Origin of the sequence: Lysinibacillus sp. NPDC096212 (assembly GCF_044763105.1) — a bacterium.
Lineage (GTDB): Bacteria > Bacillota > Bacilli > Bacillales_A > Planococcaceae > Lysinibacillus.
The window spans coordinates 1-22,622 of record NZ_JBIWFQ010000014.1 but is presented as its reverse complement, the minus strand read 5'-3'; the positions used below and the strand labels follow the sequence as shown (position 1 = coordinate 22,622).

Sequence of the window (22,622 nt, the reverse complement as noted above, 5' to 3'; positions counted from 1 at the left end):
GAAAAAAGATTAATCAAAACATGCTCTTATTTTATGTGGCAAATAAAATTTATTATAAAAAGTTTGATTATTTTTGATACGCTTGTTGCACTAAAGCCCCTGTTAGTTAATGAAAAATTAAAACAATTTTTATGTGTTCATACAACTTAATCGTTCATTCAATGCACCTCTTCCTTGAGTTTGAATAGCCTTGTATATTATTTACTCTCTAAAGTAATTAAAATTATTTTAAGGAGTAAATTTTTATTGCGTTATAACTCCATTTAATTTACTATATAGAGTAAAGGAGGGGAATTGTGGAAAAATGGATGACTTGAGATTAAACGTAAGCTTATTACGCAGGAAAGTACCGAATTTAACAAGTGCAGCCCGGCAAGTTGGCTTGCGATCAGCAACCGTTTCTAACCTATGCACGGGAAAAATACCTGTTGGTAGAGCCGAGGTTCGGACTTTAGTTGCACTTGCATCATTAGCCGATTGCAGCTTGGATAATCTGATTATCAGAGGGGAGAAAATCGAAATGATAGAAACTAAAATCAAAACTTTAGATTTATTTGCTCCTTTAGCAAAAGGAGGTACTGTCGGATTGGTTGCACGCCCTGGAATGGGTCAGCTCGTTGTATTAGCAGAATTACTCTATCGATTTAAAAATGAAGCATATAAAACAATCCTTTTAATGCCTGAAGGTGAACATCAAGGATTAAATGACCTTGTTGAAAATGTAGAAATCATTACAAACACCATTGAAGACACGTATGAGAGTATTGCGAATATTGGTGGAGACAAGGATATTATGTTCGTTGCAGACAGAACCCATGTTATAACAGGAGGAATCCAACAACTGCAGGAGAATCTCCAAGGGATTGGAATTCATTCTGTTACAACTTTCCTTGTAGATTTAACAGGTGAAGTTGTTGATGAAGATTTACCTTATGGACCACTTGAAACCTTTTGGCAGTTTGATGCTGATCTTGCTGCAAGACACCGCTATCCAGCTGTTAATCCTCTTAGTTCAACATCAACTGTTCTCGAAGGAGCACATTTAGATCAGGAACATTTCACAATTCAACAAAAAGCCCTAAAACTTCTTCGCCGTTATCGGGAACTACGTTCATTAGTGAATGCTAGTGGGATTGAACGGATTCCGGCCTCTGAGTTACAAACATATCAAAGAGGAGAGAGACTTGAAGCATATCTAACTCAGCCTTTTTATACTGCTGAGCCCTTTACAAATAAACCGGGCCAATCTGTCAGCCTTAAGGATACTTTGAATGATGTACAAGAAATTATGAACGGTGCTTTAGATTCTAGAGATGCATCAGAATTAGTGTTTATTGGGAGTCTACAATCCTAGAATAGGGTAAGAGGTCTTTTCTATTGTTTTGAAAGTTTCTTCTTCGACTAACCTAACCTGTAAGTTTAAGTGCATTTCTTTATAAACAATCAATCTTTTTATAAAAGCTACACGGACATCGTTTGATAATGGAATCAAACGATGTTTTTTATCGCTTTCCTGATGTGATCGATAAGGCGATATTACATAATTAAAGAACTAAATATATTCAAGACATACATATAATTAAATTATTGTAAAATGACTATGTGTTAATATTTGTAATTTTGTTACGATTTATTAATTAATGATACAACAAGGAGATACAGCATGTGGCGTAATCGGAATGTATGGATAATTTTATTAGGTGAATTTGTTGTAGGTCTTGGTTTGTGGGCTGGCATTATAGGGAATCTAGCTTTTATGCAAAAAGTCGTTCCGTCTGACTTTCAGAAATCATTAATTATTTCTAGTGGTATATTGGCGGGTTTAGTTGTAGGTCCGTTGGCTGGGCGTATTATTGACAAGTCGATGAAAAAAACAGTTATACAGCGGGCTAGTGTAGGGCGAATTATAAGTGTTTTATTTATGTTTATGGCACTTTATACAAATTCGGTTATTTGGATGATTCTTTTTTTAATTACGTTGCAAATAGCAGCCGCTTTTTATATGCCTGCTCTACAATCTATTATTCCAATGATCGTTAAGGATAAGGATTTAATTACATTAAATGCTTGGCAAATGAATGCTCGAACGATTTCAAGGATTATTGGTACTGCTGCAGCGGGATTCATGCTAAGTTTCTTTGAGCTGAAATGGTTGTACATCATTTCATTTATTGTCTATATAATGATGTTTGTTATTACGAACTCCCTACAATTAGATGAAACGGCAAATCAATCGTCGGCAACTAAAGAAAATGGCGACTTTAAAGAAGTGTTACCGATGGTGAGGGAGCACCCTGTTGTTTTAATGACACTTGTCTTAATGTTAATTCCAACATTATTTTTAGGTTCCTTTAATTTAGTTATTATGAAAATTTCTGAGATTCATCATTCAACGACAATATCAGGATAAAGTTTGTTTTATTAGAATCGTTTTCTTCTGTTTTGGCGAAATAAAGCATATCTGTAATTATTTTTTCATTCTATCAACTTGTTTGTTAATGGTTGCAAGATAAGTTCCATCATCCATATCATCTTCAATTCCACTGGAATATACTCTAACTAATGCTAAGGGAGTTTTAAGCTCATGTGTTAAACCTATCATAAATTGCTTTAAGTCAATGTTCCGTCTAGATAGATCCTGCTGCGCTTTTTCTAGTGCTTTACTCATCTTATTAATACTTTTTGCAAGATCCTCGATTTCATCTCCTGTCAGAATTTTAGCCTGTTTAAAATCCAACTCGCCAATTTCTTTTACAACTTTTTTGAGTTCATTTAACGGTCTTGTTAGTTTTCGAGATAGAAAGGTAGTAATAACAATAATTACCAAGACGCTGACTTTCAAAAAGAATATGTTAAAACGATTAATAAAATAAGCTATATCAATAAAATTAGCCATAGAGGCTCCAATCATAATTAGCGATAAAACTGGACTTTTGTTTTCCTTAATTATAAACCTTGCCGACAATCTTATCCTCATCAACTTTTTGTAGTACTTTTTCGGAAACCCAAATATATTAAGTGCAATATGTTCTCTTGCAAGTTGCTGTTTTAAATTTTCATTTAGGACATTAATATTATCTTCTAGTGATATTAAGAATAGTTACATCAAATTGATGCTCGACCAAACTCTTATCTTCAAATTCCTTTTACGCTGAAAAAGCATTCGTTACTTTTTGGTTCAATTGATGAAGATAATATTTTGGTAGAAAAAATTGACATACCGCAAGTGAGATGCTAAATGTGATGATAACAACAAGAGTTATATAAATAGTAAATTTTGTTCCAATTTTCCGTTTCATTCCCTTGTGCTATATCCGACACCATGATGCGTTTGGATAATATCCTCTCCAATTTTTTCACGTAGACGCCGAATATGTGTATCTACCGTTCGTGGATCACCCTCATAGTCTATTCCCCATACTAAATGTAGTTGATCTCGCGATAATATTTGTCTTCTATTTAGGCTAAATATACGTAAAAGCTAGTATTCGTCTTTGTTAAAATCAATTCTTTTCCGGATTTCCAAACACGTTTGCCTGAAATATCAATTGAAATATCGTATATTCGTTGAATGGATTCCAGTTGCAACAATTTTTTCGCCCTCATTAATAAAACTTTTGGAAAAAATGGATTATTTACATAATCATCAGCACCATCAGATAGGGCAATAAATTCATCTTCTCCTGTATCTCTAGCGTCTATAAAAATGAATGTTGTTAATGTGCGATTTTTGTACTGCTGTAGAAGGGTTAAAAAGCTAATTCGATAGATTGGAGTAAGGATTGATAGTTACTTTACCATATTTAGCCGATTTCAACTCAAGTGTTACACAATAATGAAAGAAATATAAAGAGGCTGGAACTTAAGTGTTTTCAAAATTTAAAGCGCGAAAAATCAATGTCTAAAATTGATTTCTCGCATTTTTTTAATGTTTTGAGCAGTTATATATCAACCTCGTCGTTTTTGTGCTAGGCAAAAGTAAAAAATGTGTAAATTTTTTAGAAGAAAAAACCTTTTTTCGAGAAATTTTTGTAAAGGGGTTGATTTTTTTTCGTATTGGGCATATATTTTTCTTTAAGGAAACAAAATATCATTCAGGAAATAAAAATGTGTGAATGAAAGAATCGGATAATTTGAAACTGACGATTTTTTCGTGAGATATTTCATTAATTTTCGCATTTTATGGAAAATAACTGAGTCTGTCGAAGCGGGAATGATGACAATTGTTTTCTGAATAAGCTGGCGCCAGTTTGTAAAGAAAATCAGATAAAATAGGCTATTGGTGATATGAACTAGATGTTGACAGCATTCGATTTGGTGGGTATAGCAAACAATTGACCTTCTGAAAAAAGTGATAACAGGAAGTAGCGCGTTATTGCCCGTAAAAGATGTCTAGTTGTCAGAATGATCATATCAACTACGGATTATGCCTAAAATATAAAGAGAAAGAAGAGGTATTGAAATTCATGAAACGCTTTTTAGGAGTACTTGTTTTATCATTTTCACTATTGCTATTTGGTTGTTCTACTGAAATAGAGGGTGAAAAGAAAGGAGTTGTGGTTGCAACAACTGGTCAAATTGCAGATGCAATTAAAGAAATTAGCGGCGATCATTTAAAGGTAACAGCTTTGATGGGACCAGGGGTAGATCCCCATTTATACAAAGCTACACAAAGTGATTTGTCAAAATTAGATAAAGCAGAAGTTATTTTTTATAACGGATTACATCTAGAGGGGCAAATGCTTGATATTTTTGAGCAAATGTCAAAAAACAAAACTGTGCTCGCTGTAGGTGAAAAATTAAATAAGAAGGATCTACTTGTTAGTGATGATGAAACTTTGATACATGATCCACATATTTGGTTTGATATTGAACTTTGGAAAGGAGTCGTACAGGCAATCGGAGACCAACTTCAGGAAGAATATCCGCAATATAAAGAGGATTTTGAAAAAAATGAGGAAGCTTATTTGAAAAAGCTTGATGAATTACAAACATATGCAAAGGATCGAGTAAACGAAATCCCAGAAAAGCAGCGTATATTAGTAACAGCCCATGACGCGTTTAATTATTTTGGTAGAAGTCAAGGATTTGAAGTGCGTGGCTTACAGGGGCTAAGTACAGATTCAGAATATGGTGTGAAAGATGTGCAAGAAATGGTGGACTTTTTAGTGGTAAACAAAATTAAAGCCATTTTTATTGAATCAAGTGTCTCCGATAAAGCAATGAAAGCTGTTATTGAAGGTGCAAAAGAAAAAGGTCATGACATTGTGATTGGTGGAGAATTGTTCTCGGATGCTATGGGTGCTGAGGGAACAAAAGAAGGTACATATATCGGTATGTATCAACATAACATCGATACAATCGTCGATTCATTGAAGTAGGTGAAAAATATGAATGCATTAACAGTTGAAAATTTATCAGTCGCATATGATAAGAAAATAGTATTAGAAAATGCCTGTGTTTCAGTTCCTACGGGACATCTCTCAGCCATTATAGGTCCAAATGGAGCGGGGAAATCTACATTTTTAAAGGCCATCTTAAATCAACTACCAAATAAGGTAGGAAGAGTTGAAATTCTTGGGAAAATTTTTGAACCAAAAAGCTTAGTAGTTGGGTATGTTCCTCAGCGCAATGCTGTAGATTGGGATTTTCCAACTAATGCTCTTGATATTGTACTAATGGGACGTTACGGACATACTGGATTATTTAAAAGACCAACTAAGAAGGATAAAACTTTAGCACAACAGGCTCTTGCTAGTGTAGGCATGCAGGATTTCGCTGACCGTTCTATCGGTCAACTTTCTGGCGGACAACAGCAACGGGTGTTCTTAGCAAGAGCGCTATCCCAAAATGCAGATATTTATTTCTTAGATGAACCATTTGCAGGGGTAGATGCTGCTACAGAAAAAACGATAATCGATATTTTAAAAGATTTAAAAGCTCAAGGCAAAAGTATTTTTGTCGTACATCATGATTTACAAACAGTAAAAGAATACTTTGATTATACAATTCTTTTAAATAAAACAATTTTAGCATCAGGAGCAACAGAAGATGTTTTTACACCGGAGCAATTACAAAAAACTTATGGTGGTAAACTGTTCATGCTGCAAAATGTATAAGGAGGGAGAATATGTTAAGTGGTAACTTACTTTGGGTACTAATCGGTACGATGTTACTTGGAATAGCTGCAGGTATAACTGGGACCTTCTCCTTCCTCCAAAAGCAAAGTTTGGTAGGCGATGCGGCGGCACATGCTGCACTGCCAGGAATCGCACTTGCCTTTCTATTAACAGGGCAAAAAGAATTACCTATATTAATGCTTGGAGCTGGCATTACATCTGCTTTGTCTGTGTATTGTATACAATGGATTGTTTCTTTTTCGAAGTTGAAAGCAGATGCAGCGATTGGGTTGGTTTTAACTGTATTTTTTGGGATTGGCGTTGTATTTTTAACAGTTGTCAATCGAAGTCCATTAGGCAATCAAAGTGGTCTAAATAATTTTATTTTTGGGAAAGCAGCGACGATGACAAAAGCTGATTTAATGTGGTTACTTTTAAGTGCAACCATAATTATTGTGGTCAGCCTGCTTCTTTATAAAGAATGGAAGCTCCTTATCTTTGACCCTGTTTATGCCAAGGGAATTGGCTTACCGATTGAAGCTTTAAAAGCTACCCTAACTGTTTTAATTGTCATGACTATTGTCACAGGCATACAGGCAGTGGGTGTAATTTTAATGTCGGCATTATTAATCATTCCAGCCGCTAGTGCTAAATTATGGACAAGAAAGCTGAGCTCAATGCTTGTACTTAGTGCAGCAATTGGTGGAGTGTCAGGTATTACTGGAACCTTTATTAGCTCAATACGAACAGGATTATCGACAGGTCCTATTATTGTATTAGTAGCAGCTGCCATTTTCTTTATTTCCTATTTCATTAGTCCAGCTGGGCAATTTAATAAATATCGTAGGAAAATGCAGTTTCGAAAGCAAGGTGAGTTAGGTTGATTGAATTTTGGGTTGTTTTTACCGGCATATTAGTCGGAATTACATGCGGGATTGCAGGTGTCTTTCTAATTTTACGAAAAATGTCGATGATAGCAGATGCGATTAGTCATACAGTATTGTTTGGCATCGTCATGGCTTATATTATTACTCAAACATTAAATGGCTTTTGGATGTTAATTGGGGCAGCATTCGCAGGAATTCTGACGGCCTACCTTGTGCAATTACTAAATTCCTCTGGCATTCAGGAGGACGCTGCCATTGGTGTTGTCTTTACGTCCTTGTTTGCTGCAGGTGTTCTACTCATCACATTATTTGCTGGTAATGTACATTTAGATGTTGAGCATGTATTAATGGGTGAAATTGCATTTGTACCTTGGGATAGATGGACATTACTGTCAATCACAATGCCAAAGGCCGTATGGATGCTATTGTTTGTACTGATAGTTAACATTGGGTTCCTTCTATTATTCTTTAAGGAAATGAAGTTAACAACCTTTGACCCAGTTTATGCTGCTTCCATCGGTTTACCAGTAATTTTTCTACATTATGGCTTTATGACAACCATTTCCTTTACAACCGTTGCTGCATTTGATAGTGTCGGCGCGATTTTAGTTGTCGCTATGTTAATAGGACCAGCTGCCACCTCCTATTTAATAAGCAAAACGATTAAACAAATGTTTATGTATAGTATGCTATTTGGGGCTGCAGCATCGGTAATAGGCTATTATTTAGCGAAGCTTTGGGATACGTCCATTGCAGGGATGATGGCAACAACCGTGGGTTTAATATTTATCATTGTATTAGTAGGTCAAAAAATCGCCGAGCGCCGAAGAAAATCGCTCGTTAGTCAATTAGAAGCTATGTAAAGATGAAACATCGTTTGATCATGTATCAAATGATGTCAGCTTGTCGACAAAAGAATAAATATAAATTAGTGTGTATCAATAAATAGTTGATTTTCACTCCGAGTGACGCTTTCCACGGGCTTGGCTTCAATCTCCACATCAACAGTAAGAGTCGACAAGCTGAAACCAAAATAATATGATGGCTATGCTTTACACTATATAAAAAACTAGCCTTACCACATAAACTTCAGGAGGAAAATGTGACAGTATCGACGCTCCTCACAAAATGCTAAATGGTAGGTTTGCTGATTAAAATTATCATAAAGTTTTATACAAAAAAAGTAACGTTTATCTACAGTCTGACATCGTTTGATAATAGAATCAAACGATGTTTTTTGTCATTTGCCTGTTGATTATTTCAAACTTTTGCCTGATTTTTACTTTCTATAAAAATAGTATACTGTTTAAAGCAATTCGAAAAGGCAAGAAAACATAATGAAAGGTCTAAACGGAATACATATTTATAGAGTAGAAAATATTTTTTAACATTCATAAAAATACAATTATTGTAAAACGCCTCTGTGCGAATATTTGTAATTTTATTACTATGTAATGATTACTAAATGAAACAACAAGGAGATACGCATGTGGCATAATCGGAATGTATGGATAATTTTATTAGGTGAATTTGTTGTAGGTCTTGGCTTGTGGGCTGGGATTATAGGGAATCTTGCTTTTATGCAGGAGGTCGTTCCGTCTGACTTTCACAAATCATTAATTATTTCTAGCGGTATATTGGCGGGTTTAGTTGTAGGTCCGTTGGCTGGGCGTATTATTGACAAGTCGATGAAAAAAACAGTTGTACAGTGGGCTAGTGTAGGGCGAATTATAAGTGTTTTATTTATGTTTATGGCACTTTATACAAATTCGGTTATTTGGATGATTCTTTTTTTAATTACGTTGCAAATAGCAGCCGCCTTTTATATGCCTGCTCTACAATCTATTATTCCAATGATCGTTAAGGATAAAGATTTAATTACATTAAATGCTTGGCAAATGAATGCTCGAACGATTTCAAGGATTATAGGTACTGCTGCAGCGGGATTCATGCTAAGTTTCTTTGAGCTGAAATGGTTGTACATCATTTCATTTATTGTCTATATAATGATGTTTGTTATTACGAACTTCCTACAATTAGATGAAACGGCAAATCAATCGTCGGCAACTAAAGAAAATGGCGACTTTAAAGAAGTGTTACCGATGGTGAGGGAGCACCCTGTTGTTTTAATGACACTTGTCTTAATGTTAATTCCAACATTATTTTTAGGTTCCTTTAATTTAGTTATTATGAAAATTTCTGAGATTCATCATTCAACGACAATATCAGGATTATTATATACAGTTGAGGGCATAGGTTTTATGCTAGGTGCAGCTGGTTTGAAATTTATTACAGAACGGCTGAACACTGGAACACTACTTTTTATATTAGCATTTATCATCGGTTCGATGGAGCTAATGCTAATATTCTCGGATATTAAAATTTTGGCATTAGTGGCTTTTGGAGTTTTTGGTTTTTCAGTAGGCTGTTTTTTCCCAACGACAATGGTGATTTTTCAAAAGCAAGTGCCAAAAGATTTTCATGGGCGATTTTTCTCATTTCGTAATATGATTGATTCTGTCATCTTTCAGGTCGTCTTATTATCAACAGGCATGATGCTGGATTTAGTTGGTTTAAGTGGATTGGGGCTTGTTTTTGGAATTATTAGCTTAAGTTTAACCATCACTTTTTTACTTTATTCAAAGAAAAAGAATGTTGTTATGCATGCTCATTAAATATAACCAGAAAAAGAACTGTCAAATCTGTAAGCGGTTTTTGACAGTTCTTATTTCTTAGTTAAGTCTACATTTTTATTGATTTTCCGAACGGGAATGCCCAATCCATCAGGTGTGGGATGAGCGTGAGCTTGGATAGGGAGTGCCACTAAAACCAGAAAGATTTGTGGTGCATCTAGTATCCGAAAATCCCACTCTTTTTTGTATGTATATTGTGGTTTATAAAAAAACTGATACATTGTGTAGGTGAACGAATATAGAAGAACAGACACAACCGTATGATTATTTACTATCATTTCGTTATTTGTCCCCGGTACAGAAGAAAGATTTTTCTTCGTGCAGATGTAGGGGAAAGTAGAAAGAAGGTGTTGAAAGATGCTTGGAAAAGCACAAGAAGTGACAGACAGTTATATTGATTCACCTGAAAAGCTAAAGGGCTTATATAAGCGAGTGCTAATCGTAGTTAGTCTCTCACAAGTTTTTGGTGGGGCAGGGCTAGCAGCAGGTATTACGGTAGGGGCACTTTTAGCTCAACAAATGCTGGGAACGGATGCTTATGCAGGAGTACCATCCGCTTTATTTACTTTAGGATCGGCAGGTGCGGCTTTAGTTGTAGGGAAATTATCACAACGTTATGGGCGTCGCACAGGTTTATCAACAGGTTTTATTGTTGGAGGACTCGGTGCAATTGGTGTAGTAATTGCCGCCATGATGAATAGTGTTATTTTATTATTCGCTTCTCTAGTAATCTACGGTGCAGGGACTGCAACAAATCTACAGGCTCGCTATGCAGGGACAGATTTAGCCAATAATAAACAACGAGCAACGGCTATCAGTACAACAATGATGATGACAACGTTCGGTGCTGTGGCAGGGCCAAATTTAGTAGATTTTATGGGGAAATTTGCTGTATCCATTGGTGTTCCGGCGCTTGCAGGTCCATTTATCTTATCTGCAACAGCATTTATTTTAGCGGGTCTTGTCCTTTTTGTTATGTTGCGTCCTGATCCGTTAGAAATAGCAAAAATGATAGAAGCGAACAAACGAGAGAATGAATATGGAAATAAGATGGAATCCCTTAGTGAAAAAGCTATCAATAAAAGAGGTCTTACAGTTGGTGCAACGGTTATGGTTCTTACTCAGATCGTAATGGTTGCTATCATGACGATGACACCAGTACATATGAAACATCATGGTCATGGTTTATCGGAAGTAGGAATTGTTATAGGATTTCATGTTGGTTCCATGTATCTTCCGTCGCTCGTAACAGGTATTCTTGTTGATAAAATTGGACGAACAGCCATGAGTATAGCTTCGGGAGTGACGTTGTTATGTGCAGGTTTAATAGCAGCATTCGCACCGAGCGATTCTATGGTTCTTTTAATCGTAGCTCTTTCTTTACTTGGATTGGGCTGGAACTTTGGTTTAATTAGTGGTACTGCTCAAATTGTTGATTCGACAGAGCCTTCCACTCGTGCGAAGACGCAAGGAAAAATTGATGTTTTAGTTGCATTAGCAGGAGCTTCAGGTGGTGCTCTTTCGGGGATGGTAGTGGCTAATGCGAGTTATGCGACATTATCTTTAGCTGGAGGTCTATTATCTTTAATCCTTATTCCAGTTGTCATTTGGTCAAGAAAAGCTTGAGATAAATTATTGATACTAAAATTTTTAATGGTTATTAAAATAGTTTCTAAGTAACCAATGTAATCTTTTTTTTAACATGCAGTAAAATCAAGAATTTAGTGTGAACTTAAATAAAATTTTATTAAAAAATAACTTAATTTAAGGTTCTTTTGTTGGCATTCGGTACTCCGAAATGTAAATCAAAAGAACCTTTTCCTCTTAATAAAAGCAAATAACTATGTAATTAGCTATTTGTTTTATAATCTGCTTCTGTTTGATTACATGCCTTAATTACCTCATTAAAGGCTGCTATAATTTTCTCAATTGTATATCTCGCTTCGAGTAATTCATTAGTTGTTTGTTCTAATTTATTTTGTAGTAAGGCTCTTACCTTTTTGATTAAAACTAAATAACTTTATTAATTCGAATCAAAAGATGGAATGAGTTATAAAACAGTAGCGAAAGAATTAAAAGTTGATTCAATGGTAAGACGTTGGGTTTCAGATAAGAAACTACTAAAGTGCCGCAGTAGAGAATTCTAATATGCGATAAAAATTCCTCAAATAGCCGTTTTTAATGGACTTCTGGTTAATTCAAATCTTTTAAATACCAGGCATTCATAGTAGAATGTTCAGAACCTGAGAGTGGCTCATGTAAAAGTGTAAATCCAAATTTTTTATATACCATACATGCAGTTTTTAATTGATGCATTGTTTCTAAGTAGCACTGTGCATAATGTTTAGATGCAAATGACAAAGCTGTTTCCATTAGCATCTTTCCAAATCCTAAACCTTGTGTTTTTGTACTTAAGTATAGCTTTTGCAATTCACAAACTTTATCATGTTCGTTAAGAGGTGCTATACCAATTCCACCAACTACCTCTCCTTCCATTTCTACTACCCAATAGTTTGCATGTTTTAAATTATTATAATATTGGTGAAGGTCGTTAAGTTGAGGGTCAAAATAAGCTGTCCCAGGAATCGCTAATCCAAGTGATTTTAGTGAATCTTGTATTATTTCCTTTACCTTTGCATTGTCTTCTTTTCTAATTTTTCGAATAATCATATTATATAATCTCCTTTAATTCGGTAATAATAAAGATAAGATTGCGAAAGATTTTTTGAAAATGGCATCCCTAAAACATGGACAAAGTCCACATTTTAAGGATATAGTTATATTAATGTTAAAAGTGGACAAAGTCAACTAAAGGAGAATATATGGATAAAGAGATTATTTACGATATCAGACAATTCAATAGATTTTACACAAAGGTACTTGGTTTATTTAATAACCAAATTCTTGATACAGATTATTCACTGACTGAAGCACGAATACTATTTGAAATAAGCGAGAGAACTGAGTGTATTGCGAATATTCTCGTGCAAGAACTTAATATTGATAGAAGCTATATGAGCAGAATTTTACGTAAGTTAGAGAAGGAAGAATTAATAGAGAAAAAAAGCTCAACGATTGACAGTAGAAAAAACCTTCTATTATTGACAAAAAAGGGAGAAGAATTGCTAGAGAAAATTAATATTCAGTCAGATCAACAAATAATTCAATTGTTTAGTGGACTAACGGATAGTGAAATTAATGTAATTCGTAACTCGATGATGGTAATAAAAGAAAAATTTCATAAAAATAGATTTTAAAAGTGTTTAAATATTCAACGGATTTTGGAAGAGATGTTTAACTATTCGTATTCGTTTTTTAAAATTGAAACAAGTACTGCTCAAAAAGTCGATTCAACTGGGCCTTCCTCTCGCGCAAAAACAAAAGGTAAAATAGATGTTTTAGTTGCACTAGCAGGGGCTTCAGGCAGTGCTATATCAGGCATGGTAGTGGCTAATGTAAGTTATGCTACATTATCATTAGCTGGGTGTCAAAGTAACCAATGAGTTGCAAGAGCTTAAGATACAGCCTCCATTTTTGGCTGCTGTATCTTAAGCTATCGTGCAGATTAGTTAATACTTTAACGTCATGCATTTGTTTATGTTTTAAACTTTACATATGGGAATCTTTATGATATGGTGCTTATTACTAATATTGACAAGAAAGAGGTGAAAGCAATGATAACAGTTTTTAGAATTTTGTATGGTAAAAATGCAAAAATTGGAAATGGTTTGGCGTACAAAGGGAGTAGTCTGTCCTTTTTTAAGCCAAATAACCATACAAAAACAGTTATCGGAGCTTTTTCTCTACGGCAAATAAACTCTAATTCAATGACATAATGTCCTTGTTTATTTGTGCGTGATTTTATTTAAGCATAACACCGATAATTGTGTCGGTGTTTTTTTTGTGCCTAATTTTTATAAAAAGGTTAGATGATAACTCCCTTCTATTTACTCAAACAAACCAGAGTTTTATGGAAGGATGAGAAAACATGCAACAAAAAAACAAGTATATAAGAATTCAAGAGTTCTTGATGCAGAATAAATTTCCTAATTTTAGAATGAATCAAATCTCAAATGCTATATTCCAAGGGAGAATAAATAATTTCAATGACATAACGGTTCTTCCTAAATCCCTAAGAAAAATGTTAATTAAGGAGTTTGGAGAATCGATTTTAAATATTGCTGCTTTAAAGGCACAACATTCTGAACAAGTTATAAAAGTCTTATTTGGAATTTCAGGAGACGAAAAAATAGAAACGGTAAATATGAAATATAAAGCTGGTTGGGAGTCATTTTGTATATCCTCGCAGTGCGGTTGCAATTTTGGTTGTAAATTTTGTGCAACAGGAGATATAGGTTTAAAACGCAACTTAACGTCAGATGAAATTACTGATCAAATTTTGTACTTTCACTTAAAAGGACATTCAATTGATAGTATTTCTTTTATGGGAATGGGAGAAGCATTAGCTAATGTGCAAGTTTTTGATGCTTTAAATGTACTTACAAATCCGGAGTTATTTGCTTTAAGTCCTCGCAGGTTATCTATTTCGACTATAGGCATTATTCCGGGCATAAAAAAAATGACTGAAAACTATCCGCAGGTCAACCTGACGTTTTCATTACATTCTCCTTTTAATGAACAACGTAGCAAGTTAATGCCAATTAATGAACGCTACCCATTATTGGATGTAATGGACACATTAGATGAGCATATACGTGTGACCTCAAGAAAAGTTTATATTGCTTATATTATGTTGCCTGGAGTTAATGATTCTATTGACCATGCGAAAAAAGTAGTAAGCCTTTTAAGAGGTAGATATAAGAGAGGGAACTTGTTTCATGTAAACATCATAAGATATAACCCTACTGTTAGTTCACCTATGAGGTTTGAAGAAGTAAATGAGAATCAAGTTGTAAACTTCTATAAAGAATTAAAGTCAGCAGGAATTAACGTTACCATTAGAAGCCAATTTGGTATTGATATAGATGCTGCTTGCGGGCAGTTGTATGGAAACTATCAAAAAACAATAACCAATAAATAAGGGTGAGAGTAATGTTTAGAACGTGGGAAGTACCCTAATAATTTATTACTAACAATAAATTAAATTATTAGGAGGATATTTATGATAAAAGGAATCTTAGGGAGAAAAATAGGCATGTCTCAAGTGTTTAGTGATAGTGGAAATCCCATAGTTGTGACGGTTGTCGAAGTGGAAGAGAATGTGGTGTTACAGAAGAAAACCTTGGAAAATGACGGATACGATGCAATCCAAATTGGATTTTCTGATAAAAAGAATCCAATCAAAGCGGAAATTGGAAGAAGTCAAAAGGCAAATACCGTTCCTAAAAGATATGTTAAAGAAATTCGTGGAGCATCATTAGATGTTGGAAAACGTATTAGTGCAGATATATTCCAAGAAGGCGACATAGTAGATGTTACTGGTATATCTAAAGGAAAAGGATTTCAAGGTGTCATTAAAAGACATAGATTAAGTGGCGGTCCTGCATCTCACGGTTCAAGATTCCATCGAGCTCCTGGTTCCATCGGTGTAATCGCCAAAAATGATGGCATGAAAGTATTCAAAGGAAAGAAAATGCCCGGACGTATGGGTGGAAAACAGACCACTATTCAAAATCTTACAATCATAAAGGTTGATAGTGAACGCAACCTATTGTTAATTAAAGGAAATATCCCTGGAGCTAAAAAGTCGTTTGTAAAAATAGAAACTGCAATTAAAAAATTGACTGAAAATGGTGATGATTAGTGATAAACAAACAAAATAATTCCAGCCAAAGTATAAGTAGAGAGGATGTAGTTATTACGGATTTTTTGATGTTGACTGACAATGAAAAAATCCAACTACCATTCATCGTGGCAAGATTTAACGATTATGAAATAAATTTAAACTATTTAAATATTGAGCTGATTAACGACATGAAGTTGGGTATCATACCTTCTGAAATGTCTTCATCAGACCTTCTTGAGTGTTATTATTGTGCTCTTGAATCAGTCATTGAACATGAGCTTATTGTACAAAAAATGAATGAGGATAGAAGCATTTCCGGATGGAAACCTGATAAAGAACAAATTACTGATTGTATGCAAGAATTATTTGACGAGTTTGGAATTGATGAATCAGAAGATTACTCTAAACTGGAGATTGAACAATTAGTATTGCAAGAATTGCGTATGCAACGATTTATTGATAATCAGTTGGGAGACAACAGTGTATCCAAGGAAGAAATTGAACATGAATACCAAAAATCACCTGAAAACGGAGATATGCAAAAGGAATACATTCGTGTCATCCTTGAATATGAAAAGCGTGAAGAGAAATATAAAGCCTTTGTTCTCGAATTGAAAAAAGCAGCGTCAATTGAAGCTTTTTTATAATTTCACTTTTCTATAATGAGTATACATCCTAAACCTTAATTACATTCTAATGAAGTAGAGACGGGAAGGATATACCAAAGCTCTGATCATTTTGTTAGATTAGGTTTGTATAAGAATATTTTGTATAAATCTTATTTTAAACCAACAAATACTAACTCAATAGATTGGAATAAGGATTGATAACTACTTTACCTCTTTAGACGATTTCAAATCAAGCGTTATACAATAAGAGAAAGATTGAAAGGCTTAGGAGATATCCCTAAGCCTTTTTAAAGATTTAAATAAAAAAAGTGTTATGAGTATAGCATTGATTTTTTATGTATTCAAAAAGATTCCTTTGTTGGCGTTGATACACCGAATACTGGCAGCCCTGTTCGTAACTAAATAGGCAACAGACCGCCCTAAAATTGTTATAGCAGAAAATTTTTGTCTATTTGTAATATGGTAACTAAATAACAACATTTGGGGCTGTGGCAGGGCCAAATTTAGTAAATATTATGGGTGAATTTGCTGTTTGGTGTTCCGGCGCTTGCAGGCCCATTTATCTTATCTACATTTAAAATTCGATAAAAGCTTAGTAAAGTCTTCTTTGATGATGGCTCTTTAATTTGCTTCGGCTTCACTTCACAGTTGACATCAATCAGAATTTTAAGTGCAGGTTCTAAAGCAAATCTAAATTCAATGAGGACCTAGCACTCTTTTTTACATTAGGAACATTGCTAATAAAAATACGTCCGAAGACAGGCTAAAACCCGCTTTTCTGCCTCCCTACAGCCCATAACTTAACCTGATCGAAGGCTTGTGGAAATAGTTGGTAAAGTCTTCTGTTAATAATATTTTTTCCCAAACGTTCAAAAGGTCACTTTGAAAGTAAGAGAATTTATTCTTGATGTTGAAACTACCACCCATCCTTTCGATCGAGTGCGTTGGCATACTAGCTCGGAAAGTTCTAGGAGGAGAACACTAATTTCATCAAGAAAGTAGAAATCAAATGGGAAAGTCATCTGATGTCCAAAAACTTTTTGCAAATTATGGGTAGTTGGGTGGACTGGAGAATCAATTTTCTAGAGAAAAATTAAGATAAGTATTGATAAATGGGTTTAGACACAGTATTCAAAGGTTAATTTATCTGTATAATTATGCCCTTAAAATGGATTCTTTCCAACAGACTATCTCAATAGTCTTGACAACTACAGACTATCGCAGTAGTATTAGGGTGTGGCAAACTATTGCAATAGTCCACTTAAGAAAAGGAGCATGCGCGTATGCAAGTTAAATTGTTTGATTCGGAATTACAAGTCATGAATATTTTATGGGAAGAAGGCGATTTGACAGCTAAACAGCTCTCACAAATGTTAAACGAACGAATAGGTTGGAATAAAAATACCACCTATACCGTCATAAAGAAATGTATAAAAAAAGAGGCCATCGAAAGAATTGAACCTAACTTTATCTGTCATCCAATCGTCAGAAAAGAACAGATACAAGAACAAGAAACGACGGAATTGATTGATAAAATATTTAATGGTTCTAAATCTTTACTATTCGCATCCTTACTAGACAAGAAAAAAATGTCCGCGAGTGAGATTGATAAATTAAAACAAATTGTTAAAGATCTTGAGTGAGGAATTATGATATGAGTATTCTCAACATGAGTGTAGACGCATCTCTCATCCTCATCATTGTGCTATTGATGAGGATGTTAGTAAGAAATAAAGTGCCAAAGCAAACATTTTTAATTCTTTGGGGAATCGTTGCATTTAAACTACTCATCCCCTATTCTTTTTATTCAAAGTTGAGCATACAGCCTATGCTGAAAAACGTATTTGTTACGCTCACTCACTCAAATGATTCGGAAAGTATGCACCATACAATCGAAATCGCACAAACATCAAGCACGTTTTCTCATCAGCTTTTGATGACAAGCGATTCCGTCCAGTACCTTTGGGCCTGTGGGGGTATCGGGGTTTTTCTATTCTTTATAGTGGCCTATGTTAGATTTTATAAAGAATTTAAAACTGCCATCCCAGTGAAGAATAATGAGTATCTCGATCGATGGCTAAACGATCATAAATTAAAAAGAACGATTCAAATTGCAGTATCAGATAGAATTAAAACCCCGTTAACATATGGAATCTTTAAACCAGTCATCTTATTGCCGAAATCAACAAATTGGGAAGACGCTGCAAGTATTCAGTTTATTCTCACGCATGAATTAATTCATATTAAACGCTTTGACGTTTTGTGGAAAGTAATTTTAACGATTATGGTAGCTTTGCATTGGTTTAATCCCTTAGTTTGGTTTATGTATTTTTTAGTAAACAGAGACATTGAATTGTCTTGCGACGAAAGGGTTATTAGACAGTTTGGAGATAAGGCAAAGTCAACATATGCACTATCTCTCATCAATATGGCAGATGAAACCTATACGGTTACGCCGCTTTGTAATCATTTTAGTAAAAATGGGATTGAAGAAAGGATAGTGTCCATTATGACCTTAAAGAAAAAGTCGGTTTTAGGAACAGCATTAGCGTGTACATTAGTCATTGGAGGGATGACCGTCTTTGCGGCAACTGGTCAAGAGCCACCAACGCTGAAAGAAGGCAAAGAACGAAATGGAGTTATTGTTACTGATGCAACAAATAGTACGACGGAACCACATGTAATCGCAACAAATAAAGACAAAGAACAAAATACAGTTATTGTTACTGATGCAACAAATAGTACGACGGAACCACGTGTAATCGCAACAAATAAAGGCAAAGAACGAAATGGAGTTATTGTTACTGATGCATCAAATAGTACGACGGAACCACATGTAATCGCAACAAATAAAGGCAAAGAACAAAATGCAGTTATTGTTACTGATGCATCAAATAGTACGACGGAACCACGTGTAATCGCAACAAATAAAGAATAAATAAGTTATTCCAAAGACTAGTCCTGAAATCCGGGACTAGTTTTTCATTTACTCCATCATTTTTTCATAATAAAACTAAATGCCTTCCACTTTGTTGGTGTGGTTTTAAAATAAAGTTTGATAAGAAATCCTATTAGCTTTAAAGTTAATAGGATTTCTTATTTCACTAACGTGCTGGTTAGTTGAACAAGCAAAAGTAATAATTATAAGTTACAAAACAGAGCGAAAGAATTAGAAATTGGTCATTTAATGGTAAGACGTTGGGTTTTAGGCAAAAGATTACTAAAGTGCCACAGCAGAAGAATTTTATTACTCTTTGAAATATGGTTACTAGCCAACAACACTTGGTGCTGTGGCAGGGCCAAATTTAGTAGATTTTATGGGGAAATTTGCTGTATCCATTGGTGTTCCGGCGCTTGCAGGTCCATTTATCCTGACCACAAGCCAAATTAATCAAAGATTGACAAGTTTCTGGCGAGATCAGTGAAGGATAGCACCCTATAAACGGTTGTTGATTCAGTAGCTGTGTGGGTTTTTGCACCGTTTTAATGAAAGATATAAAATCAATTTTGAAAAACGGCATATTGTATGTCGTTTTTTCTTTTTGTATGCTTTGAAAAAGAGGCTAAGACATAACTAACAGATTCTTTCATAAAGCCGAATAATCTCTAAATTAACAAAACACGATAAATAGAAAAACCGAACTATTCCGAAACATTTCATGAGCGTTTTAGTGGATAGTTCGGTATTTTTGTTGGCTGAAATACTTTTGTCCCAGCCTCTCTGATTATGAAGTTTTATGTATTTTACAATAGCAATTAACCTCAAAAACACTACAACTAAAAAGAGAATGAGAGATATGCCATTTGTTATCGTTTATTACCCTGAATGTCTTTCGAATAAAGAAGAATTAAAAAAAGGTGAGCAATAGTAGTCACTGTTCGTTAATCGAATGTTTCGAAATTCCTGAAGATTGTTACTTTCAAATGTTTTTTCCTTATCTATCTAATCAATTTTTTACGATACGTAGCCGTAGAATCAGTATTGATGGTTCTGAACCATCTTCATTTTCTGTGATGAAGCGCTGATTATGAACTTCATGGATTGCTAACGGGCAGATTAGTTGAGGAGTGGGTGTAATAGTGAAAGAACATTTCCTTGAACTAAGAAAAAACCTCACTTAATTCCTCATTTAAAGGAATTTAAGAAAGGTTTGTTTTATTTGTTGCTCTTCGAAAAATATTTCCGAGTATCTTCACGTATTTGTTTAGGTAATACTCTGTCAAGTTCTTCATTTAACCATGAAAGTGTTTTACTACGTAAATCATCACGCATTTTTTCTTCAGCGGAGAGCATAACTAAATTGATGGTACAAAAGGTGGGAGCTGAACAGCAGCTTTCTCTATACAAATATCCATTATCTTTAATATTTTTACATTGAAAAATAGGCTTAGGACCTTCAACTGCTTCAACTACATCCCAAAAGGAAATTTCTTCAGGGGACTTAGATAACCTATATCCACCCTTTACACCGGGGACAGAACTTACAATGCCAGCCTTAGATAATTTACCGAAAACTTTTGAAAGAAATGTCTCAGAAAGTCCTTGGAACTCTGCCAAATCCTTAATCCCAACACTTTCCTTGGAAGGAACACCAATTAAATAGACCAAACAATGTAAAGCATATTCAACTCCAACACTATATTGCATATAAACTCACCTACTTTTGATAAAGTATTATCAATTGTATCTTAAGAGGATTTAGAGTACTAGTCAAATAAATGAAACCTCCTTCTTTGGTAAGTTTACTTAATTGACAAAAATAAATATAACATATATTATGGATTGTGTTAATCGTCGATTAATTTAGTCTTTAATTAAAACGTGTTTAAGAGTAAATTAGAAAAAGACTGGGGCTACAAAAATAATCAAATTAATAGAGGTGGAACAATGAAAATTTTACAGTTAATGACTCATCCTGATTACAACAATCAAAAAAGAGCAGCAAACCGCTTAGCAGATGTTGGATTAAAAACTTTACAAGGAAAATTAAATGGTCAAGGAACAATCGAAGTATTAAACGTTTACGATCCAAATAATTTTATCCCGCAAGTTACTGCTGACACTTTAAATTTTACAAATCCTAAAGAAATGACTGCTGAACGATTAAAAAAACATGAAGCACAATATAAATTAATTAAACAATGGAAGTCAGTAGACTATATTTATATTTATATGCCTTTGCACAATTGGAATGTACCTGCAAAGTTTAAAGACTATCTGGATAATATTCTTACAGCAAGAGAAACATTCAAATACACAGAAACTGGTTCAGTTGGATTAATGTCAGACGAAACTACTAAGGTCACATTTATCCTTACGAGTGGAAGTGAATCTGATACTAATTACAGATATGTAAATTTAGATTTTGCGCCACAATATATGCGCGGAGTTCTGCACATGATGGGGATTAACCAAATGAAATTAATACGTGCTCAAGGCTTAGACATGTCTACTAACGACAAAGAAGAAATAATGAAATCAACTGAAAAAGCATTAGTAGGTTATATTAACTCACAATCTTTCTAAACTAGGAAAACCAGCGACCTAAAGGGCGCTGATTTTTTTAAAAGCAAAGGCGGATATTCTTTTTACTCCCACGTAAATATTTGACTATAATCGAATTGGATTTCTGACACGTACTTAAAAGAATTGAGTTTACTAGTTCCTTGGTTGCGTATGGGACGGAGGAGCCTAGCAGATTATACCTGCTACACTTCCAACATTAATAATTGCTGAATCCTCTCCTTTATTAAATAAGGTACAGTTGCTTTAATACAGTAAAATATTTTCTATAATTTAGATTACACATATTAGCATTATCTGTTAAATGAACGCTTTTAAAGCGTTACCATATGGTCATTTTTTACTCAGTATTAACGCTGTAGCTGCTTTAGGCCATCCAACATAGAAGGCCATATGTGTTATCAAAGCAATAATTTCCTTAAAAAATCCGAAATTTTATTATTTAATTTTCTCGTAAAAGAAAAATTTATGAATTAGTAATTAGCATTTAGTAGTTGAAAAGTTTATGTACTCAATATAGTCTGTGTTTTTTCTAGTTTCTAATTTATTTACTACTATTAAAAATAATTCATTCCATCACTTGTCTTACCCTTTTTCATTTATGTTGTAATTCATTTAGTAGTCATTAATTCGATTTGCGGATCGTATTGAGGACATGCAGGATTTAAGTCTGTTAATAATGAGTGTACATGGTTAAAAATAGACGATGAAAATCAAACGACTTACGGAATACGACATGAAATTATAAATGAACTTATGATTAAAGAAGTGGGCAATTTAAAATTGGAAAATGGCAAGATAGATTTATTAGGTTATCTTTATTAAGTTAAGGGGTACTATTGGTGCATAATTAATTCACTTTAGCTATTGGGATTTATTTTTTATTCTATACACAGATCTGTTCATTTTTAATTAAGCAATAGTAGATAAAGCCCAGTGGTGATATGTCAACCATAAAAAACATCGGAATTGGAAATTCTTAAGCTACCAAGCATCTAAAAAACTGTTTTTAAGCGTACTCAAA

At 34.2% G+C, this 22,622-nt stretch carries 19 protein-coding genes and 3 pseudogenes; 17 read left to right on the top strand and 5 right to left on the bottom strand.

The annotated features are described in order from the left end of the window. Positions 1–304 precede the first annotated feature (304 nt). Together ACIQ7T_RS14680 and ACIQ7T_RS14675 are read left to right on the top strand one after the other, a co-directional pair. Positions 305–1,354, top strand: a complete 1,050-nt coding sequence (locus ACIQ7T_RS14680) for a P-loop NTPase family protein (RefSeq protein ID WP_370080345.1) — start codon at positions 305–307, stop codon at positions 1,352–1,354. A gap of 309 nt (positions 1,355–1,663) precedes the next feature. After that, positions 1,664–2,410: an MFS transporter gene (locus ACIQ7T_RS14675; protein ID WP_370080343.1), complete on the top strand. Its 747-nt coding sequence runs from the start codon at positions 1,664–1,666 to the stop codon at positions 2,408–2,410. 57 nt (positions 2,411–2,467) lie between these two features. On the opposite strand, the gene ACIQ7T_RS14670 is transcribed toward ACIQ7T_RS14675, so the two are convergent. Next, positions 2,468–2,965: a HAMP domain-containing protein gene (locus ACIQ7T_RS14670; RefSeq protein WP_402871187.1), complete on the bottom strand. Its 498-nt coding sequence runs from the start codon at positions 2,963–2,965 to the stop codon at positions 2,468–2,470. A gap of 330 nt (positions 2,966–3,295) precedes the next feature. After that, positions 3,296–3,448, bottom strand: coding sequence for a winged helix-turn-helix domain-containing protein (locus ACIQ7T_RS14665; protein WP_370080485.1), 153 nt, complete (start codon positions 3,446–3,448; stop codon positions 3,296–3,298). A 1,018-nt stretch (positions 3,449–4,466) separates the two neighbouring features. Here ACIQ7T_RS14665 and ACIQ7T_RS14660 point away from each other — a divergent pair. The 6 genes from ACIQ7T_RS14660 (at position 4,467) to ACIQ7T_RS14635 (ending at position 11,325) form a co-directional block, all read left to right on the top strand. Continuing rightward, positions 4,467–5,381 carry a metal ABC transporter solute-binding protein, Zn/Mn family gene (locus ACIQ7T_RS14660; RefSeq protein WP_370080339.1) on the top strand — a complete coding sequence of 305 codons (915 nt, stop codon included), beginning with the start codon at positions 4,467–4,469 and terminating at the stop codon, positions 5,379–5,381. 9 nt (positions 5,382–5,390) lie between these two features. Then, positions 5,391–6,119 carry a metal ABC transporter ATP-binding protein gene (locus ACIQ7T_RS14655; protein ID WP_370080337.1) on the top strand — a complete coding sequence of 243 codons (729 nt, stop codon included), beginning with the start codon at positions 5,391–5,393 and terminating at the stop codon, positions 6,117–6,119. An 11-nt stretch (positions 6,120–6,130) separates the two neighbouring features. Further along, positions 6,131–7,003 carry a metal ABC transporter permease gene (locus ACIQ7T_RS14650; protein WP_370080335.1) on the top strand — a complete coding sequence of 291 codons (873 nt, stop codon included), beginning with the start codon at positions 6,131–6,133 and terminating at the stop codon, positions 7,001–7,003. Continuing rightward, positions 7,000–7,869, top strand: coding sequence for a metal ABC transporter permease (locus ACIQ7T_RS14645; RefSeq protein WP_402871183.1), 870 nt, complete (start codon positions 7,000–7,002; stop codon positions 7,867–7,869). Before ACIQ7T_RS14650 ends, ACIQ7T_RS14645 begins: the two co-directional genes overlap by 4 nt. 624 nt (positions 7,870–8,493) lie before the next feature. Then, entirely contained in the window at positions 8,494–9,681 is a 1,188-nt protein-coding gene (locus ACIQ7T_RS14640) for an MFS transporter (protein WP_370080331.1), read from the top strand. A gap of 375 nt (positions 9,682–10,056) precedes the next feature. After that, on the top strand, positions 10,057–11,325 hold the full coding sequence (locus tag ACIQ7T_RS14635; protein ID WP_370080329.1) for an MFS transporter: 1,269 nt from the start codon (positions 10,057–10,059) through the stop codon (positions 11,323–11,325). Positions 11,326–11,892: 567 nt separating this feature from the next. Here the strand turns inward: ACIQ7T_RS14635 and ACIQ7T_RS14630 are convergent. Beyond that, complete coding sequence (locus ACIQ7T_RS14630) at positions 11,893–12,369, bottom strand: GNAT family N-acetyltransferase (protein WP_370080327.1); 477 nt, start codon at positions 12,367–12,369, stop codon at positions 11,893–11,895. A gap of 152 nt (positions 12,370–12,521) precedes the next feature. Between ACIQ7T_RS14630 and ACIQ7T_RS14625 the strand changes: the two genes are divergently transcribed. From ACIQ7T_RS14625 to ACIQ7T_RS14585, 8 genes and pseudogenes are all read left to right on the top strand, one after another. Next, the gene (locus ACIQ7T_RS14625; protein ID WP_370080325.1) at positions 12,522–12,956 is read left to right on the top strand and encodes a MarR family winged helix-turn-helix transcriptional regulator; all 435 of its coding nucleotides are present in this window, start codon (positions 12,522–12,524) and stop codon (positions 12,954–12,956) included. Between the two features lie 69 nt (positions 12,957–13,025). Next, positions 13,026–13,202, top strand: a pseudogene (locus tag ACIQ7T_RS14620) (MFS transporter); the annotation flags it as partial. 485 nt (positions 13,203–13,687) lie between these two features. Continuing rightward, on the top strand, positions 13,688–14,740 hold the full coding sequence (locus tag ACIQ7T_RS14615) for a Cfr family 23S rRNA (adenine(2503)-C(8))-methyltransferase (protein WP_370080323.1): 1,053 nt from the start codon (positions 13,688–13,690) through the stop codon (positions 14,738–14,740). Between the two features lie 81 nt (positions 14,741–14,821). Beyond that, positions 14,822–15,463, top strand: a complete 642-nt coding sequence (gene rplC, locus ACIQ7T_RS14610; protein ID WP_370080321.1) for a 50S ribosomal protein L3 — start codon at positions 14,822–14,824, stop codon at positions 15,461–15,463. After that, the gene (locus ACIQ7T_RS14605; protein WP_402871177.1) at positions 15,463–16,092 is read left to right on the top strand and encodes a hypothetical protein; all 630 of its coding nucleotides are present in this window, start codon (positions 15,463–15,465) and stop codon (positions 16,090–16,092) included. Before rplC ends, ACIQ7T_RS14605 begins: the two co-directional genes overlap by 1 nt. A 1,265-nt stretch (positions 16,093–17,357) precedes the next feature. After that, positions 17,358–17,717 (top strand): BlaI/MecI/CopY family transcriptional regulator, encoded by a 360-nt coding sequence (locus tag ACIQ7T_RS14595; protein ID WP_370083475.1) that lies wholly within the window; start codon positions 17,358–17,360, stop codon positions 17,715–17,717. 11 nt (positions 17,718–17,728) lie between these two features. After that, positions 17,729–19,012 (top strand): M56 family metallopeptidase, encoded by a 1,284-nt coding sequence (locus ACIQ7T_RS14590; RefSeq protein ID WP_402871173.1) that lies wholly within the window; start codon positions 17,729–17,731, stop codon positions 19,010–19,012. An 859-nt stretch (positions 19,013–19,871) separates the two neighbouring features. Further along, positions 19,872–20,031, top strand: a pseudogene (locus ACIQ7T_RS14585) (tautomerase family protein); the annotation flags it as partial. Between the two features lie 199 nt (positions 20,032–20,230). Here ACIQ7T_RS14585 and ACIQ7T_RS14580 read toward each other — a convergent pair. After that, complete coding sequence (locus tag ACIQ7T_RS14580; RefSeq protein WP_370083485.1) at positions 20,231–20,722, bottom strand: RrF2 family transcriptional regulator; 492 nt, start codon at positions 20,720–20,722, stop codon at positions 20,231–20,233. 240 nt (positions 20,723–20,962) lie between these two features. Here ACIQ7T_RS14580 and ACIQ7T_RS14575 point away from each other — a divergent pair, with 240 nt between their 5' ends. Further along, entirely contained in the window at positions 20,963–21,601 is a 639-nt protein-coding gene (locus ACIQ7T_RS14575) for an NAD(P)H-dependent oxidoreductase (protein ID WP_370083486.1), read from the top strand. Between the two features lie 330 nt (positions 21,602–21,931). Here the strand turns inward: ACIQ7T_RS14575 and ACIQ7T_RS14570 are convergent. Beyond that, a pseudogene (locus ACIQ7T_RS14570) lies at positions 21,932–22,018 on the bottom strand (carboxymuconolactone decarboxylase family protein); the annotation flags it as partial. Positions 22,019–22,622 lie beyond the last annotated feature (604 nt).